General features: G+C 55.3%; 16 protein-coding genes and 1 riboswitch. Of the genes, 13 read left to right on the forward strand and 3 right to left on the reverse strand.

Annotated features, from left to right (window positions below):
* Nucleotides 1-142 precede the first annotated feature (142 nt).
* Nucleotides 143-2,851, reverse strand: coding sequence for a carbohydrate binding domain-containing protein (locus PSTEL_RS27355; protein WP_052098174.1), 2,709 nt, complete (start codon nt 2,849-2,851; stop codon nt 143-145).
* Nucleotides 2,851-3,219 (reverse strand): alpha-amylase family glycosyl hydrolase, encoded by a 369-nt coding sequence (locus tag PSTEL_RS27360; protein WP_169744529.1) that lies wholly within the window; start codon nt 3,217-3,219, stop codon nt 2,851-2,853. Before PSTEL_RS27360 ends, PSTEL_RS27355 begins: the two co-directional genes overlap by 1 nt.
* 832 nt (nt 3,220-4,051) lie before the next feature.
* Here PSTEL_RS27360 and PSTEL_RS03725 point away from each other — a divergent pair.
* The 4 genes from PSTEL_RS03725 (at nt 4,052) to PSTEL_RS03740 (ending at nt 6,888) form a co-directional block, all read left to right on the forward strand.
* Entirely contained in the window at nt 4,052-4,597 is a 546-nt protein-coding gene (locus PSTEL_RS03725; protein WP_038693552.1) for a TetR/AcrR family transcriptional regulator, read from the forward strand.
* Nucleotides 4,597-4,944 (forward strand): DMT family transporter, encoded by a 348-nt coding sequence (locus PSTEL_RS03730; protein WP_038693554.1) that lies wholly within the window; start codon nt 4,597-4,599, stop codon nt 4,942-4,944. The genes PSTEL_RS03725 and PSTEL_RS03730 overlap by 1 nt, the downstream gene beginning before the upstream one ends.
* A 203-nt stretch (nt 4,945-5,147) precedes the next feature.
* Nucleotides 5,148-5,573 (forward strand): MerR family transcriptional regulator, encoded by a 426-nt coding sequence (locus PSTEL_RS03735; RefSeq protein ID WP_038693556.1) that lies wholly within the window; start codon nt 5,148-5,150, stop codon nt 5,571-5,573.
* A 109-nt stretch (nt 5,574-5,682) separates the two neighbouring features.
* On the forward strand, nt 5,683-6,888 hold the full coding sequence (locus PSTEL_RS03740) for an MFS transporter (protein WP_038700085.1): 1,206 nt from the start codon (nt 5,683-5,685) through the stop codon (nt 6,886-6,888).
* A 183-nt stretch (nt 6,889-7,071) separates the two neighbouring features.
* Here PSTEL_RS03740 and PSTEL_RS03745 read toward each other — a convergent pair whose 3' ends face one another.
* Nucleotides 7,072-8,106: a zinc-binding alcohol dehydrogenase family protein gene (locus PSTEL_RS03745; RefSeq protein ID WP_038693557.1), complete on the reverse strand. Its 1,035-nt coding sequence runs from the start codon at nt 8,104-8,106 to the stop codon at nt 7,072-7,074.
* A 141-nt stretch (nt 8,107-8,247) separates the two neighbouring features.
* Between PSTEL_RS03745 and PSTEL_RS03750 the strand changes: the two genes are divergently transcribed.
* From PSTEL_RS03750 to purS, 9 genes are all read left to right on the forward strand, one after another.
* Nucleotides 8,248-8,655: a winged helix-turn-helix transcriptional regulator gene (locus tag PSTEL_RS03750; protein ID WP_038693558.1), complete on the forward strand. Its 408-nt coding sequence runs from the start codon at nt 8,248-8,250 to the stop codon at nt 8,653-8,655.
* A gap of 30 nt (nt 8,656-8,685) precedes the next feature.
* Nucleotides 8,686-8,922, forward strand: coding sequence for a hypothetical protein (locus PSTEL_RS03755; protein ID WP_038693560.1), 237 nt, complete (start codon nt 8,686-8,688; stop codon nt 8,920-8,922).
* Nucleotides 8,923-9,105: 183 nt separating this feature from the next.
* Entirely contained in the window at nt 9,106-9,369 is a 264-nt protein-coding gene (locus PSTEL_RS03760; protein ID WP_038693562.1) for a DUF1294 domain-containing protein, read from the forward strand.
* Between the two features lie 43 nt (nt 9,370-9,412).
* Complete coding sequence (locus tag PSTEL_RS03765; protein ID WP_038693563.1) at nt 9,413-9,847, forward strand: universal stress protein; 435 nt, start codon at nt 9,413-9,415, stop codon at nt 9,845-9,847.
* A gap of 280 nt (nt 9,848-10,127) precedes the next feature.
* Nucleotides 10,128-10,229: riboswitch (purine riboswitch) on the forward strand.
* Between the two features lie 236 nt (nt 10,230-10,465).
* A complete protein-coding gene (purE, locus tag PSTEL_RS03770; protein ID WP_038693564.1) occupies nt 10,466-10,951 on the forward strand; it encodes a 5-(carboxyamino)imidazole ribonucleotide mutase in 486 nt (161 codons plus the stop codon).
* Entirely contained in the window at nt 10,948-12,363 is a 1,416-nt protein-coding gene (gene purK, locus PSTEL_RS03775) for a 5-(carboxyamino)imidazole ribonucleotide synthase (protein WP_245625068.1), read from the forward strand. Before purE ends, purK begins: the two co-directional genes overlap by 4 nt.
* Nucleotides 12,364-12,369: 6 nt before the next feature.
* On the forward strand, nt 12,370-13,665 hold the full coding sequence (gene purB, locus PSTEL_RS03780; protein WP_038693566.1) for an adenylosuccinate lyase: 1,296 nt from the start codon (nt 12,370-12,372) through the stop codon (nt 13,663-13,665).
* A gap of 28 nt (nt 13,666-13,693) precedes the next feature.
* Complete coding sequence (locus PSTEL_RS03785) at nt 13,694-14,593, forward strand: phosphoribosylaminoimidazolesuccinocarboxamide synthase (protein ID WP_038693568.1); 900 nt, start codon at nt 13,694-13,696, stop codon at nt 14,591-14,593.
* 158 nt (nt 14,594-14,751) lie between these two features.
* Nucleotides 14,752-14,997, forward strand: coding sequence for a phosphoribosylformylglycinamidine synthase subunit PurS (gene purS / locus PSTEL_RS03790; protein ID WP_038693570.1), 246 nt, complete (start codon nt 14,752-14,754; stop codon nt 14,995-14,997).
* Nucleotide 14,998 lies beyond the last annotated feature (1 nt).

The following is a 14,998-nucleotide window of genomic DNA, read 5'->3' on the forward strand; positions in this document are numbered from 1 at the left end:
GGGCATGGGAATGACCAATGTCCTTGGCCTTTTTTTGGCTCATGGAGTGCTGTGCTGCCATGATTCTTATTAAATAAAAGAGACCGTCCGGCTACGAAAGCCCGGCGGTCTCTGTGCCAAATTATTATAATTTGGAGTTTGCCTATTTATCCTTCCATTTTGCGACTGTGATGCCGATCGCCTGATTGCCGCTTACTGTGGTGTACGTTCGATTGGTAACATCCCCTCCACTGGATGTCGTTTCGACACTTGTCCACGCGCCGCGCGTGATTTTGTACTGAATCGAGGTTCCCGGCGCCAGGCTAAGCGTGATGCTATAGGTACCATCGACAGTGTTCTTGGTCAATTTATAAGCCGGGTCCGCCGCGTTCCAACTGTTGAGACTGCCGGCCAAGTAGACGGAATCCGAGTCGGTCGTTGTAGACGGAACTTTTACTTTAATAGTGACCTGGTCTGCCGTTGTTGGCGCTCCGGGAATAATGACACCCGACCCGAAATACGTCGAAGTTCCGGGATTGAAGAAGTAATTGCTGCCGCCGTTGTTGTCCCAGGTGCCGCTTCCATTGTTAAATACTGCTTCCAGACGGCTGGCCGAACCGATGTTGACCGTTATTTTATAATATCCGGATACTTCAGCCGCTGTCATCGCGACTCCAGGTGCAGTGGTCCAGGTTCCGCCCTCCGGACGATAATGAATATATGGCGTGCTGTATCCCGGTTTATAATAGACGGTTACGGAGTTGCCCGTTTCGACATCGGTTGTTACCGACACCTCGTTGCTTGCCGGAGACAGGTTGCCCGCAGCGTCCTTGGCTTTGACCGTATATTTGTACAACGTGCTTCCCGTAAGGCCGCTGTCAGTGTAGGACAGTCCGGTGGCCGTTCCCACCAAAACGCCGTCGCGGTAAATGTTATATCCCGTCACGCCGACATTGTCTGTCGCCGCGTTCCAGGCCAGAGTTACCGAAGAGCTCGTATGGGCGCTCGCCTGAAGCTCGGTCGGAGCTGTCGGCGCCGTTGAATCATCCGGATTCTGGGTATACCAGCTAGTACCGTCGAACCAGCTTTCTTGCGTACGCAGCACACCGGCCTGATTGGCCGCCGGAGTCTGATGGCCTGAAGCGTCCTTGAAGATGACTCTTGCACTGTCTACCGCCGGAATGGTGTAAACATACCAGCTTCCGCTTTCAAGCGTCATCACCGGGGATGTCGCCCAGGTTGGCCCGGTCGTGGTCGGTGTTGTTTCATAATAATACAACTGAGGATCACTCCAGGTGGACGGCTTTTTAAAGTGAATCGTCAGTCCAGCGGGAGGGTCCGCTTTGGTGAACGTATAAGAAGCCGTTGCGTTCTTGCCGTCTTTAACCGCCCAGAGCTTCAGCGTCACGGACTCGCCTACGGCAAGGCCCGAGCCTAACGTAATTATCGTTCCGTTGGTGTAAGTCTGACCATTTGTTGCGCTTGGCTCGCTGCCGTCTGTCGTATATGTCGAGGTGTCGGCATATGCGGTGCTCAGCGTTACCGAGACTTCGTCCGTCGTGAACTTACCGCCAGCGGGAGAAGCGGATACACTGGGATCGTATTGGATGGGACCTGCCGCTTCAATCAGGATAACTCCCTTGGAGCCTGCGGTGAATACGGCCTTGCCACCGCTGACGGTTGTCGTTGCGCCCGTATAAGCGTCTCTGACCAGAGTTCCGTCGCCAAATACCCCGCTGACGGTTACGGATGTCGAGCCGGAGGCGCCTGTCGCAACCACTACTCTGTCGTCAATGCCTTTAGCGGCATTGGTATACGTGCGGCTGAAGGTGTAAGGCGAGCTGGCCAGCAATTTATGGGTGCCCGCTCCAACAGCGGGATGATTATTGCGGAATTGGCCAAGCTTTTGCCAGTGCTGAAGCACATCGGTATTCATGCTGCTCCAGTTCATGTCCGAACGCGTGCCCTGTGTCGAATCCGAACCGGTTGCCCCGAACACTCTGCCGCTTTCATCTCCGTAGTAAGTCTGAACGCCACCCGGAAGCAGCAGCAGCGCGGTTCCCGCCTGAATCAACGAGTTCCGGTCGTACAGCTTCGTGTCATGTGACGAAATGTAGCTCAACGCATTGAAGGATGAATCGCTGTCGCTGTTAAGCTGGCTGGCATAGCTGGAGAACAAGCCTTCCAGATCGTTCAAATTGGAATTCTGGAACGAGAAATTGATAAGGGAATCAAACCCGTTGCTGTAATACGAATCCTTGGAAATGCCATGACCCCAGACTTCGCCGGTCATCCAGAAATTGTCCGTCCAGTTGGCGCCCGGTTTGGTCGGATTATTCGCTCTCCAGGTTTGAAGAGCCGCATTTGTGGAATCCTTAAGCTGCTTCCATCTGTATTGCTCCACATGCTTGGCAGTATCGCAGCGGAAACCGTCGATGCCGAACTCCTGTACCCAGGAAGACAGCCATTTCACAATATAATCCGCGGGAGCGATCCCCAGGTCCTGACGGAGTCCGCTTGCCGCCGGAACGACCCATGCGTTGTTGGAGCTACCTTCCTGCGCCCATTTCGTCTTGAGAAGCGGAGGAAGACCCTGGCTTGTCGTCACGTCGGTCTTGAAGTCTGGCAAGCCCGAAAGCGTCTGCGTCAAATCGTCGCCGCCGCCGGCCGTATATCCGGCGATTCCCGCTCTGACCCAGCCCGCTCCCCACCATTTAGCCCAGCTTGTCGCATCGTTATAGTCGATGTTGTCGTTGAAGCTGTGCCAGGTTTGTCCGCTTCCCGGGACCCAACTGCTGGTCATCCCGTTCAGCCGTGTGCCGTATCCGTATTGCTCCATATCCTTGATGGTCGAATAGCCGGCATGGTTCATCACGACATCCACAATACGACCCGGATGCCCAGGGAATGGGCTAAATCCACGAATTCACGCATTTCGTCGATGGTGCCCATATTTTTGTCCATCTCCGTGAAATCATTGGCGTAGTAACCGTGATAGGCATAATGGGCAAAATCGCCGCCGCTTCCGCCTCCCGTCCACCCATGCATCTGCTCATAAGGCGCGGTCAGCCAAATGACATTCGTTCCGAGATTCGAAAAGTATCCTTCTTGCAGCTTTTTCGTCAGACCCTTGATATCACCGCCGTGAAAAGTGCCGATATTACTGCCCTTAGCATCGACGGAAGGCCTGCCGTATGAATTGTTGTTTGATGAGTTGCCGTCATAAAAACGGTCCGTCATCACAAAGTAAACGTTTGCATTATCCCATGTAAAATTGGATGTGCTTGCCGCTGCGGCTGCCTGCTTCGGTGAAACGTATAGCAACAGAGAAAATATCATGACAAGTGCCAAAAAAGATGAAGACCACTTTTTAACCGATTGCATTTTCTGCCTCCTTTTTAGTATGGTGCTGTAACGGCCTTTATGCTTTGTGCTGTCATCACATTCCCGAAAAGCCCGTCTTGCCTTCGAACGCTGTAGGCATTCGGGTATTGACTGTTCGAAAAGCGGGAGCGCATCTGGAAGATCAAGCTTGCCGCCTCAATAGACTTGTCTGACTGAAGTCGATAAAGTCCTGCAAATCCATAAGCTCCTTCATATCAAATGCCGGACTAATGAAAAGAGATGTTCTAATTCAAGCAAGCAAACGTTTGCACAAAAGATAGCGAATAGCTCTCTGTTGGCAAATTCATTAAAACCGTAACTCCGCATTCAAGTCGGATGATGCCGAGTATTAGTAAAATTGCCATTATGAGGTCTTTGCGCTTTAATGTAACCGCTTTATCGAATTGGAATCATCATATGGTCCTCCTTGTTTTTTGTAAAATCGCTAATTTCATGGAAATTGGATATATTCTTCAATTTGACTGAATAAGTAGCATATATGCTGCTGATATCGAACTCAATCTATCCCAATCTCGATATTCGCTAAAAAAAGACATTATTTTCGTTTTTCCGCGTTCAATAAAACAGAAAATATATGTGAAATTGTGCAAGAAATACGAAGCGGTTGACTAAGAATTGAAAATATACCGTCCAGACGGTATAGTAAATAGGTGAGGTGAACTTCCAAATGAGTACAATAGGACGGCAATCCAAAAGAGAGCTGATTTTAAAAGCCACAGCAGTTCTGGTTAAGGAAGAAGGAGTGGAACGGTTAACCCTTGAAGCCGTAGCGAAGAAGGCGGGCATCAGCAAGGGAGGACTGCTCTACCATTTTCCCAACAAGGAGAAGCTGATAATCAGCATGGTCGAACAGCTGTCGGAGCAGTTTGTCCGGGATCTTAATGAGAGAGTGGAGAAGGATGAGCTGGACAGGGGCAAATGGAGCCGAGCTTATGCCGGGGCTTCCTTCGAAGACTGCGAAAGCGAGCTGACTGCGGCGCTGTATGCAGCGCTTTTTACCAACCCGGAGATGCTGGCCAAGATGCGGGATGAGTACTCCGTTATTCAACAAAAGATGGAAAATGACGGCCTCGATCCGGTACTGGCCACGATTGTAAGGCTTGCGGCCGACGGCTTGTGGTATGCCGAAAGATTCGGACTGGCTCCTCCTGGAGAGGAGCTTAGGAAGCGTGTGCTTGAAGAGTTGAAGAGATGGACGAAGGAGGGAAAATAATGGCCTATTTGTTTCTTGCAATTTCCATTGCCAGCGAGCTTGTCGGAACTTCTATGCTAAAAGCCTCGGAGGGATTCACGAAACTGTATCCGACTCTTTTTACAATTGTGGCGTTCGTGTGCTCGTTCTTTTTTATTTCCCTGACGATGAAGACGATACCGTTAAATGTGACGTATGCGATATGGTCGGGCGTCGGGACGGTAGCAACGGTTCTCATTTCCGTTCTGGTATGGAAAGAGAAAATCAGCATCGGCAGCGTGGTGGGCATTGCGCTGATCGTAATCGGCGTTGTCGTGCTGAATATGTTCGGTCCCGGACACGGAGGAACAGACAAGCTCGCGAATTGAATATCAATCAAGAGAGTAGCGGCAGCCTGGGCATTCATTTGCTTCAAGGCGGGCCGCTTTTTCCCTATATTAGGGGGGGAACATGGGATGTTTTGCAAATAAAAGTTGACGTTAACGTAAACATTAAATATAATTGGCGATGGATATGAAAAAGAATGCTGACTTGCTGAAAATTTTCATGAGTAGAAATCAAGGAGGCTAGCATGAACTGGTTGAAAATTGAACAAGTCGCTCAAGAGACCGGGCTGACTAAACGGACGATCCGCTATTACGAAGAAATCGGGCTGCTGGATTCGCCGCACCGGAGCGAGAAGGGTACGCGGCTGTATACAGCCGATGACATAACCAATCTGCGCCGGATTGTGGATGCCAAGGAAGTGCTCGGCATTTCGCTTCAGGATCTGCAGCAATTCGTGTCGTTCCGTCATTCGCTGGAGCATTATCGCCAGAATTACAAAGGCCGCGATGGGCAGGAGGGACGGATCGAGAAGCTGACGGAGCTGGAGCAGAAGCTGAGCGATCAATTGGAGCTGCTGGACCGCAAGCTGGAGAAGATGGTGAGCTTCCGTGACGAGCTTCGGAGCATGCACGAACGGGCGCAGACCGTACTGGAGGAACTGCAATCCTAAGAGGCCGTGAAGGAAGAGAGAAGTTCGCAAGTGAAAGGCTGCAGGCGGGGCAAGCCTCCCGCACAAGACAGAGAAGAACTATGATTTTGGAGGGAAACCGAACATGAGTATGTCGAAGATGGAGTCTCTTAAGTCCGAGACTCTGGAAAATGACCGAACGGGGCAGCCGAGGGCCGTCTGGGCCATTGCGTTTGCCTGTGTGATCTCTTTTATGGGCCTTGGGCTAGTTGACCCGATTCTGCCGGCGATCAGCCATCAACTGAACGCCACCGCAAGCCAAACGTCACTGCTGTTCTCCAGCTATAATCTCGTAACCGGGATCGCGATGCTGGTGACCGGGTTTATTTCCAGCCGGATGGGTGTCAAATGGACGATGATGACGGGAACGCTGTTCATCATCGCTTTCTCGTTCCTAGGCGGGATGTCCGGAAGCATTGGTCAGCTTGTCGGCTTCCGTGCCGGTTGGGGACTTGGCAACGCCTTGTTCATCGCAACGGCGCTGTCGGCCATCGTCGGCCTGTCGACCAAAGGCTCGGCGAAGGCGGTTATCCTCTATGAGGCGGCGCTTGGGCTGGGCATTTCGGTCGGTCCGCTGCTTGGCGGCGAGCTCGGCTCGATCTCCTGGCGCGGTCCGTTCATCGGTGTGAGCGCCCTGATGGCGATCGCCTTCATCTCGGTCGGCCTGCTTATGCCGAAGGTGCCCAAGCAGCAAAACCGCTCGAAGCTGTCGGACCCCTTTAAGGCGCTGCGCTACCCGGGTCTTCTGGTACTGGCGATTACAGCTTTCCTGTACAATTTCGGCTTTTTCACGCTGATGGCGTACACTCCTTTTGTTATGAATCTGGATGAACACGGACTGGGTTACGTCTTCTTCGGCTGGGGCATCCTGCTGGCGATTACATCGGTATTCGTCGCTCCCCGCCTGCAGAGACGCTTCGGCTCCATCCCGTCCATGTCGGTGGCGCTGCTGCTGTTCGCCCTGACGCTGCTCGCGATGGGGATCTGGACCTCGTCGCAGACTACTGTCATTGTGTCGGTTATTGTGGCAGGTGCGTTCCTTGGAACCAACAACACGCTGATTACCACGGCAGTCATGGAAGCTGCGCCGGTAGAACGCTCGACCGCTTCCGCGGCGTACAGCTTCGTGCGCTTCATCGGCGGTGCGCTTGCACCTTGGCTGGCCGGCAAGCTGGCGGAATGGTATAACCCGCATGTTCCGTTCTATGTCGGAGCCGCATTCGTTGTAGTGGCGGTGCTTGTCGTTCTCCTGGGCCGGGGCTTCCTCCGCCATGTCGACTCGGCGGCAGGACATTAATGATCCAGCGGCTTAACCCTTAATTGCATTAATAGTAAGGCCTGGCGGAGTTCTGTAAAGTACTCGAAGTGAAGTGTAGGCGAAGGCTCTGCGTACTTATATTTTTGAACAAAGCTCCCGGCAGTCAGACTGAAATGTCCGAAGTTCTGCTCCCGGGAGCTTTTGTCTGGAGTGAATATCTTCTTAGAACCCTTCCAGCACGACCTTGCCGATTGTGCGTCCTGACTCGACGAGGGCGTGGGCCTCGCGCAGCGTGGCTGCGTTGATCGGCGCCAGGCGGCGTGTCAGGGTGGTGCGGAGAATTCCGCGGTCTACCAGATCGGCCGTCTCATTCAGCAGCTCATGCTGCTTGATCATATCCGGCGTCTGGTAACGGGCGCGGGTGAACATGAGCTCCCAGTTGAAGGCGGCGCTTTTGCCCATAAGCAGATTGAGATTCAGCGGGCCTTCAGTCTCGACGATCGAGCAGATTTGGCCTTGGGGCGCCACAGCCTCGGCCATGTTCTCCCAATGCTGATCCGTGTTGTTGAGGCAGAAAATATAATCGGCATAAGGAATGCCGGCGGCATTCAACTGAGGCAGAAACGCCTCATAATGGGTGATGATATGGTCTGCGCCAAGGCCCTTGGCCCAATCGGCGGATTCTTCGCGCGAGGCGGTTCCGATCACGGTCAGCCCGGCATGCTTCGCCAGCTGGATCGCAATGGAGCCCACGCCGCCCGCTGCGCCGATCACAAGCAAATGCTTGCCGGTGTTGTCTTCCGGAGACCGCGATATGCCCAGACGATCGAACAATCCCTCCCAGGCGGTGAGCGTAGTCAGGGGCAGAGCGGCGGCTTCGGCGAAGTTCAGCGACGAGGGCTTTCTGCCGACGATGCGCTCATCCACGAGATGATATTCGCTGTTCCCGCCGGGACGTTCGATGCTGCCCGCATAGTATACTTCATCCCCAGGCTGGAAAAGGGTGCAGTCCGGACCTGTCGCTTCCACGACACCCGCAACATCCCAGCCCAGCACCCGTGGCTGCTGCTCCGTCTTGGACTTGGGGCTTCTCACTTTGACATCGACGGGATTGACCGAAACGGCGTGTACGCGGACAAGCAAATCCCGCCCGGAGGGCTGCGGTTTCTCAAGCTCCACGTCGATCAGGCTCTCCGGATTGGAAATATCCAGGTACTGATACAGGCCTACAGCTTTCATGGTTGGCGCATGACTCATTGTCTCCATCTCCTTCGTTGATCGGATAAGGACCGACCGGTTATTCGTTCTGTACTTATTGTAATCAATGGAGTATAAAATAATAGTACGCACATTTATGTGATGTAGTATCCATTTTGATACTAAGGGAGCGTGGGGTTCATGCGGGACCGAAAAAGCGGGTACGGTGATTGCCCGGATGACCGGGGCTGTCCGGTCGAATTTACGCTGGATGTCATCGGCGGCAAATGGAAGGGAGTCCTCCTGTACCATCTTATTTCCGGCACCAAGCGCTTCGGGGAATTCCGGAAAATCTGCCCGGCGATTACGCAGCGAATGCTGACTCTGCAGCTCAGAGAGCTGGAGGAGGACGGCATTATCCACCGGGAAGTGTACCATCAGGTGCCGCCCAAGGTGGAATATTCCTTGACCGATTTCGGCAGGACGCTCGTTCCGATTATTATGTTGATGCGGGATTGGGGCGAACAGTATAAGAACCGGCCTGCGGCGGATTGTCAGAATAATGCCTCTGTGCCCGGACAGCCGCAGACCGCTGGCGCTCCGGAATAGGCGGACCTAACAAAGATCAGGGGGATGTCATTGTCACTGTCAGTAGAATCCAAGTCGCCCTTATCACCTTCTTCCGGAACGCCTTCCGGGCAAAATGCCGGCAGGTCCAGGCTGTTCTTTCTGTTTCTCGTCTTCTGGTTCTGGTTCTCTTCTTATATTTATGTACCGGTGCTCTCGCCCTATGTAGAACATCTGGGAGCCTCCTACTTCATGGTCGCATGGCTTAGCGGGAAGGGAGAAAGCTCCCGGTTGAGCGACGCGGGTTAGGGCGGTGAAAGCGGAGGAGGGCTGTGGTTGAGGCTGCGGCTGACCCGATGCGCTGCATTGGAGCGCGAATCAACCCGATAACCGGCGCGGGGAATTGTGGGAGTTCCATACCGAGGATTATTGGTTTTTTGGTTGGAAGGGTAATATAATAATAGGTATAGGACGGTCGGGAAGAGGGGTAGAATGATCGATCTCGTGACGGTATGGTTTATCGTGATTAATCTGATCGGATACGTCGTTATGTCCGGAGACAAGGACAAGGCAAGGACGAGGCGGGAGCGGGTTCCGGAGAAGACGCTGTTTCTGCTGGCTGCGGCCGGCGGAGCGCTTGGCGTCCTGACGGCGATGTACCGCAGGCGTCACAAGACGAAGCATCCGTCGTTCGTCGTCGGTATTCCGCTGCTGGTCATCCTGAACGTCCTGATGTACAGCTATTTTTTGAAATAATTCTTCCACACGGCAGGACAAACTCGAAAAAGAGGTGGCGCACATGTTATTCTCAAAAATTTTACTTGCCTATGACGGCTCAAAAGCAGCCAACAAAGCGTTGGACCGCGCGGTCGAGCTGGCCAAGGTAACTCAAGGGTCCTCCCTGCATGTCGTACACGCATTTGAATTCCCTCGGTTCTTTATCGGGGAAGCTCTCGCACCTCTTCCGGCCTCGGTCAACAAGGATTATTACGACGTGGCCGTCAAGACGACCGAAGAAGTGAAGCAACGGCTAGCGGATGAAGGGCTGAACGCCAAGGTTGAACTGCTGCAGGGTTCACCGGCGGAGACGATTCTGAAATACGCCAAGGATAACGAAATCGACATCATCGTGATCGGCAGCCGTGGACTCGGCGGCATTCGCGAATTCGTACTCGGAAGCGTCAGCCACAACGTCGTTCAAAGTGCGCGGATTCCGGTACTGGTAGTTAAATAAACACGTAGTGGGGGCTGTGGCCTCCGCTGCGAAGAGATAGCTTTAGAGGAGGAGTGCCGATCAAGGTGCTCCTTTTTTAGTGAGAACTATAAACATGCGTGCTTCGCGCTGATCCGGGTTGCCCCCAGGAATCTATTCATGGAAAAGAAAACGCTTCTTCTGAGAGTAAAAGCCTGCATAAGCCGCGGGATCTTTATAAAATATTGCCAAAAGCGAACGTTTTGTCATTGATATTTGACAATGTTCGGGTTTGAGTTGACATCCTGTGTAGGGGATTGTTAAACTGAAGACATTCACAGCTCGTATAAATCCGGGAATAAGGCCCGGAAGTTTCTACCCGGGAACCGTAAATTTCCGGACTACGGAGAAAGTGAAGACGCAAGGCGACATCGTGAAGCGGCAGGGGCCGCAACTCATGATGCTGTCCTTTTTCCTGTCTCTCCTTGATTAAGGTGAGAAGGAAGACGTCTCGCTTACCGCCGTTAGTCCGAGTTCCCCACGAATTTTGTTTGGGAATCGGGCTTTTTTTCATGCTTGGGATGGAAAACTATAGCGAAATGGGTCAAGATAGAAACAGGAGCTGATTCACATTCATATGAACGGAAGGCAGGTTGAGACATGTCGGTTCAGGTAGGTGTCATCATGGGCAGCAAATCGGACTGGGAGACAATGCGGCACGCTTGCGAGGTGCTGGAGGAGCTGGAGATTCCGTATGAGAAAAAGGTTGTCTCCGCGCACCGCACGCCGGATCTCATGTTCCGCTACGCGGAAGAGGCCGCGGGACGGGGACTCCGGGTAATCATAGCCGGAGCCGGAGGAGCGGCGCATCTTCCGGGAATGGTTGCCGCGAAGACGATGCTTCCCGTGATCGGGGTGCCGGTCCAGTCCAAGGCGCTGAACGGCCTGGATTCGCTGCTCTCGATCGTGCAGATGCCGGGCGGCATTCCGGTCGCAACAGTGGCGATCGGCAAGGCGGGCGCGGTCAATGCCGGGCTGCTGGCTGCTCAGATAATCGGCGCCTTCGATCCCGAGACGGCAAAGCGGGCGCAGCGCCGCCGGGATGCCATCCGTGACGAAGTGCTGGAAAGCAGCAGTGAATTATGAGAGACGCTTACGGGATGCTGGAGCCGCAGCGGATGCTAAAGCCGGACGAAGGAACTGCAGGGGCCGGCGCAGAGAAGCTTCGCGGCGGGCAGACGCAGGAAGCGGGAGCGCAGGGCGGCAATGCCGTGACGGAACCGGCGGAGCGCGAGACCCGGAGTGAGGCTGCGGCGACGAAGGACGGGAAGCCGTCCTTTGACCGCGTGATTGCGCCGGGGGCGACCGTCGGCGTGCTGGGCGGCGGCCAGCTCGGGCGCATGATGGCGCTCGCCGGCAGCGCCATGGGTTACCGCTTCGTGTCGCTGGACCCGACGCAGGACGCGCCCTGCGGGCAGGTCTCGCCGCAGATCGTGGCGGCTTATGACGACATCAAGGCCGCCCGCGAGCTGGCGCAGCGGGCCGATGTGATCACGTACGAGTTCGAGAACGTCGACGCTGGCGTGGCCGCGCTGCTGGAAGAGGAATCGTACGTGCCGCAGGGCAGTGCGCTGCTGTACACGACGCAGCATCGGCTGCGCGAGAAGGCCGCCATAGAAGCCGCAGGCGTCCCTGTGGCCCCCTACCGCAAGGTGGCGAGCCTTGCGGACCTCAAGGCGGCGGCCGCGGAGCTCGGCCTGCCGGCGGTGCTCAAGACCGTCACCGGCGGGTATGACGGTAAGGGCCAGGCCGTCCTGCGGAGCGAGGATGGCCTGGAGGACGCGTTCCGGCGGCTTGCGCCGGAACGTGCCGGCGCCGCTGACGGAGGCGGCGCGGTCTCCGGAGCGGCCGCAGGGGAGGCCCGCTCCTCTGAAGATGCGCCGCTCGTGCTGGAGAAATTCGTACCGTTCCGGTGCGAAATTTCCGTCATTGCGGCGCGCAGCCCGCGCGGCGAGGTCAAGAGCTTCCCGCCGGCGGAGAACATCCATGTGAACAACATTCTGCACTTGTCCATCGTGCCGGCCCGCATCGCTGAAGACATTCAGCGGAGAGCGCAGAAGCTGGCAGAGACGCTGGTCGCCGGGCTGAACGCCGTCGGCTTGCTGGCTGTGGAAATGTTCGTGACGGAAGACGGGGAGCTGTTCGTTAACGAGCTGGCGCCCCGGCCGCATAACTCCGGCCATTACACGATGGATGCCTGCGCCACCTCGCAGTTCGAGCAGCATGTCCGGGCGGTGTGCAATCTGCCGCTCGGAGAGACAGAGCTGCTGACGCCGGTGGTCATGGTGAATGTGCTGGGCCAGCATCTGGAAGGGGCGGCCGCGCGTTTTTGCGGGGATGATAAAGAAGCAAATCAGCTTGGGGTAATCCCGAAGCTTCATATATATGGCAAGACCGAGAGCAAGACAGGCCGCAAGATGGGTCATATCAACCTGCTCTGCAAGGATACGGCGGCTGCGCTGGCCTGGGTGGAGCACACTAACCTTTGGAGGAACTGAAATCATATGATCGAACGTTACAGCAGACCGGAAATGCGGGCTATCTGGACCGAGGAGAATAAATTCAAGGCATGGCTGGAAGTGGAGCTGTGCGCCTGTGAAGCGTGGGCGGAGCTTGGCGTCATTCCGAAGGAAGACACGGTAGAGCTGCGGAAGAACGCGAAATTCGACATCGACCGCATCTATGAAATCGAGCAGGAGACTCGCCATGACGTTATCGCCTTCACGCGCGCGGTGTCCGAGAGTCTCGGAGCAGAACGCAAATGGGTGCACTATGGCTTGACCTCTACCGATGTCGTGGACACGGCGCTCGGTTATTTGCTGCGCCAGGCCAACGAGATTCTGGAGAAGGATCTCCTGAACTTCATCGACATCCTGAAGGACAAAGCGATCGCCTACAAGGATACGCCGATGATGGGCCGTACCCACGGCGTACATGCCGAGCCGACAACCTTCGGCCTCAAGATGGCGCTGTGGCATGAAGAAATGAAACGCAATCTGGAGCGGTTCCGCCATGCGGCGAACGGCGTCCAGTTCGGCAAAATCTCCGGCGCGGTCGGCACCTACGCCAACATCGACCCGTTCGTGGAAGAGTTCGTCTGCAAGAAGCTGGGCACAAGCCCGGCGCCGATCTCGACGCAGACGCTGCAGCGTGACCGCCATGCCGAGTATATGGCAACACTGGCGCTGATCGCGACCTCAATGGATAAGTTCGCGACGGAAATCCGCGCGCTGCAGAAGAGCGAGGTGCGCGAGGTGGAGGAAGCTTTTGCCAAAGGTCAAAAAGGCTCCTCGGCCATGCCGCACAAGCGCAACCCGATCGGCTGCGAGAACATCTCCGGCCTGTCCCGCGTCATTCGCGGGCATATGATGACAGCTTACGAGAACGTGCCGCTCTGGCATGAGCGCGACATCTCGCATTCCTCGGTGGAACGGATCATTCTCCCGGATGCGACGATGCTGCTCAACTACATGCTGAACCGCTTCGGCAACATCGTGAAGAACCTGACCGTATTCCCGGAGAACATGAAGCGCAACATGGAGCGCACGTATGGCGTGCCGTTCTCCGGCCGCGTCTTGACGAAGCTCATCGACAAGGGCTTCAGCCGCGAGCAGGCGTACGACACCGTGCAGCCCCGCGCCATGCAGGCGTGGGAGACACAGCGCCAGTTCCGCGACATTATCGAGGAAACGCCGGAAATTACAGAAGTGCTGAGTCCGGAGGAAATCGCGGACGCGTTCAATCCGTCCTGGCATCTGAAGAATGTGGATACGATCTTCCGCAGATTGGGCCTGATATAGACTGATAGAAGGATGGGGAGGAACAGCCATGACACAAGCGACCGTCTCGACCGCGGTAGATTTGATTGACGCTCCGCTGCTGTACAAAGGCAAGGTGCGCGAGCTGTATGATCTGGGAGAGCATATGCTGATCGTCGTGACCGACCGGATCTCGGCATTCGATTACGTGCTGGAGCCGGCCGTGCCGGACAAAGGCAATGTGCTGAACCGGCTGAGCGCGTTCTGGTTCGGCCAGACGAAGAATTTGCTGGAGAATCATGTGGTGCATATCGATGTGAACCGTCTGGAAGGCATCGTCAAGGAAGAGAACCGGGAGCTGCTGAAGAACCGGATCATGGTGGTGCGCAAGGCGGAACGCGTGGACATCGAATGTGTGGTCCGGGGCTATATCACGGGCGGCGGCTGGCGGCAGTATCAGCAGACCGGAGCAGTGAACGGCATCAAGCTGCCGGAGGGACTGCGCAAGAATGCGAAACTGGCAGAGCCGATCTTCACGCCTGCGGCGAAGAATGATGTCGGCCATGACGAAGACATTCCGTTCGAGCAAATGCGGGAGCTGGTTGGAGCGGAGCTGGCGGACGAGCTGAAGGAGAAGAGCCTGAAGCTGTACGCTTTTGCCGAGAGCTACTGCGCGGAGCGCGGCATTCTGCTGGCGGACTGCAAGTTCGAATTCGGGGTGCTGGACGGCAAGGTGATCTTGATCGACGAGATTTTTACGCCGGACGCTTCCCGGTTCTGGGCCAAGGACAAGTACGCGCTGGATATTGAAATCGACAGCATGGACAAGGAGCCGGTACGTACGTATCTGGCTTCCTCCTCATGGGATAAGAACAGCACGCCGGACCCGCTTCCGGCCGAGGTGGTTGAGGAGACGAGCAGCCGCTATCTGGACATTTACCGCCGTCTGACGGGGCACGGGCTGAACTGAATTTTTTTAGATGGAAGTAATCGGAGAATGCTCCCTAGTGATACGTCACTGTTCGGGAGAATGTGGGTTTACGGGGGCCCCCCCAAAAGTAATCGGAATAAACTCCCAGGTGATTCGTCACTTTTGGGGGATTAAATTCTTAGGAGGAACGAGAAAGTATGTTAAAAGCGACGGTATATGTCACCATTAAAAAAAGCGTGCTGGATCCCCAGGGCGTAGCTGTACAGGGAGCGCTGCATTCCATGGGCTTTCAGGAAGCGGAGAGCGTGCGCATCGGCAAGTACATGGAGCTGACTCTGGATACCGACAACCGCGAGGAAGCAGGCGCGCGTCTGAAGGAGATGTGCGAGAAGCTGCTGGCCAACACGGTGATCGAGGATTACCGATACGAATTGGAGGCGTAAC

Origin of the sequence: Paenibacillus stellifer (assembly GCF_000758685.1) — a bacterium.
Taxonomy (GTDB): Bacteria; Bacillota; Bacilli; order Paenibacillales; family Paenibacillaceae; genus Paenibacillus_AQ; species Paenibacillus_AQ stellifer.

Excerpts from the sequence above, each read along its gene's own strand:
- PSTEL_RS27355 (WP_052098174.1), bottom strand. The coding sequence starts at position 2,851 with ATGAACCATGCCGGCTATTCGACCATCAAGGATATGGAGCAATACGGA.
- PSTEL_RS27360 (WP_169744529.1), bottom strand. The coding sequence starts at position 3,219 with ATGACGGACCGTTTTTATGACGGCAACTCATCAAACAACAATTCATAC.
- PSTEL_RS03725 (WP_038693552.1), top strand. The coding sequence starts at position 4,052 with ATGAGTACAATAGGACGGCAATCCAAAAGAGAGCTGATTTTAAAAGCC.
- PSTEL_RS03730 (WP_038693554.1), top strand. The coding sequence starts at position 4,597 with ATGGCCTATTTGTTTCTTGCAATTTCCATTGCCAGCGAGCTTGTCGGA.
- PSTEL_RS03735 (WP_038693556.1), top strand. The coding sequence starts at position 5,148 with ATGAACTGGTTGAAAATTGAACAAGTCGCTCAAGAGACCGGGCTGACT.
- PSTEL_RS03740 (WP_038700085.1), top strand. The coding sequence starts at position 5,683 with ATGTCGAAGATGGAGTCTCTTAAGTCCGAGACTCTGGAAAATGACCGA.
- PSTEL_RS03745 (WP_038693557.1), bottom strand. The coding sequence starts at position 8,106 with ATGAGTCATGCGCCAACCATGAAAGCTGTAGGCCTGTATCAGTACCTG.
- PSTEL_RS03750 (WP_038693558.1), top strand. The coding sequence starts at position 8,248 with ATGCGGGACCGAAAAAGCGGGTACGGTGATTGCCCGGATGACCGGGGC.
- PSTEL_RS03760 (WP_038693562.1), top strand. The coding sequence starts at position 9,106 with ATGATCGATCTCGTGACGGTATGGTTTATCGTGATTAATCTGATCGGA.
- PSTEL_RS03765 (WP_038693563.1), top strand. The coding sequence starts at position 9,413 with ATGTTATTCTCAAAAATTTTACTTGCCTATGACGGCTCAAAAGCAGCC.
- purE (WP_038693564.1), top strand. The coding sequence starts at position 10,466 with ATGTCGGTTCAGGTAGGTGTCATCATGGGCAGCAAATCGGACTGGGAG.
- purK (WP_245625068.1), top strand. The coding sequence starts at position 10,948 with ATGAGAGACGCTTACGGGATGCTGGAGCCGCAGCGGATGCTAAAGCCG.
- purB (WP_038693566.1), top strand. The coding sequence starts at position 12,370 with ATGATCGAACGTTACAGCAGACCGGAAATGCGGGCTATCTGGACCGAG.
- PSTEL_RS03785 (WP_038693568.1), top strand. The coding sequence starts at position 13,694 with ATGACACAAGCGACCGTCTCGACCGCGGTAGATTTGATTGACGCTCCG.
- purS (WP_038693570.1), top strand. The coding sequence starts at position 14,752 with ATGTTAAAAGCGACGGTATATGTCACCATTAAAAAAAGCGTGCTGGAT.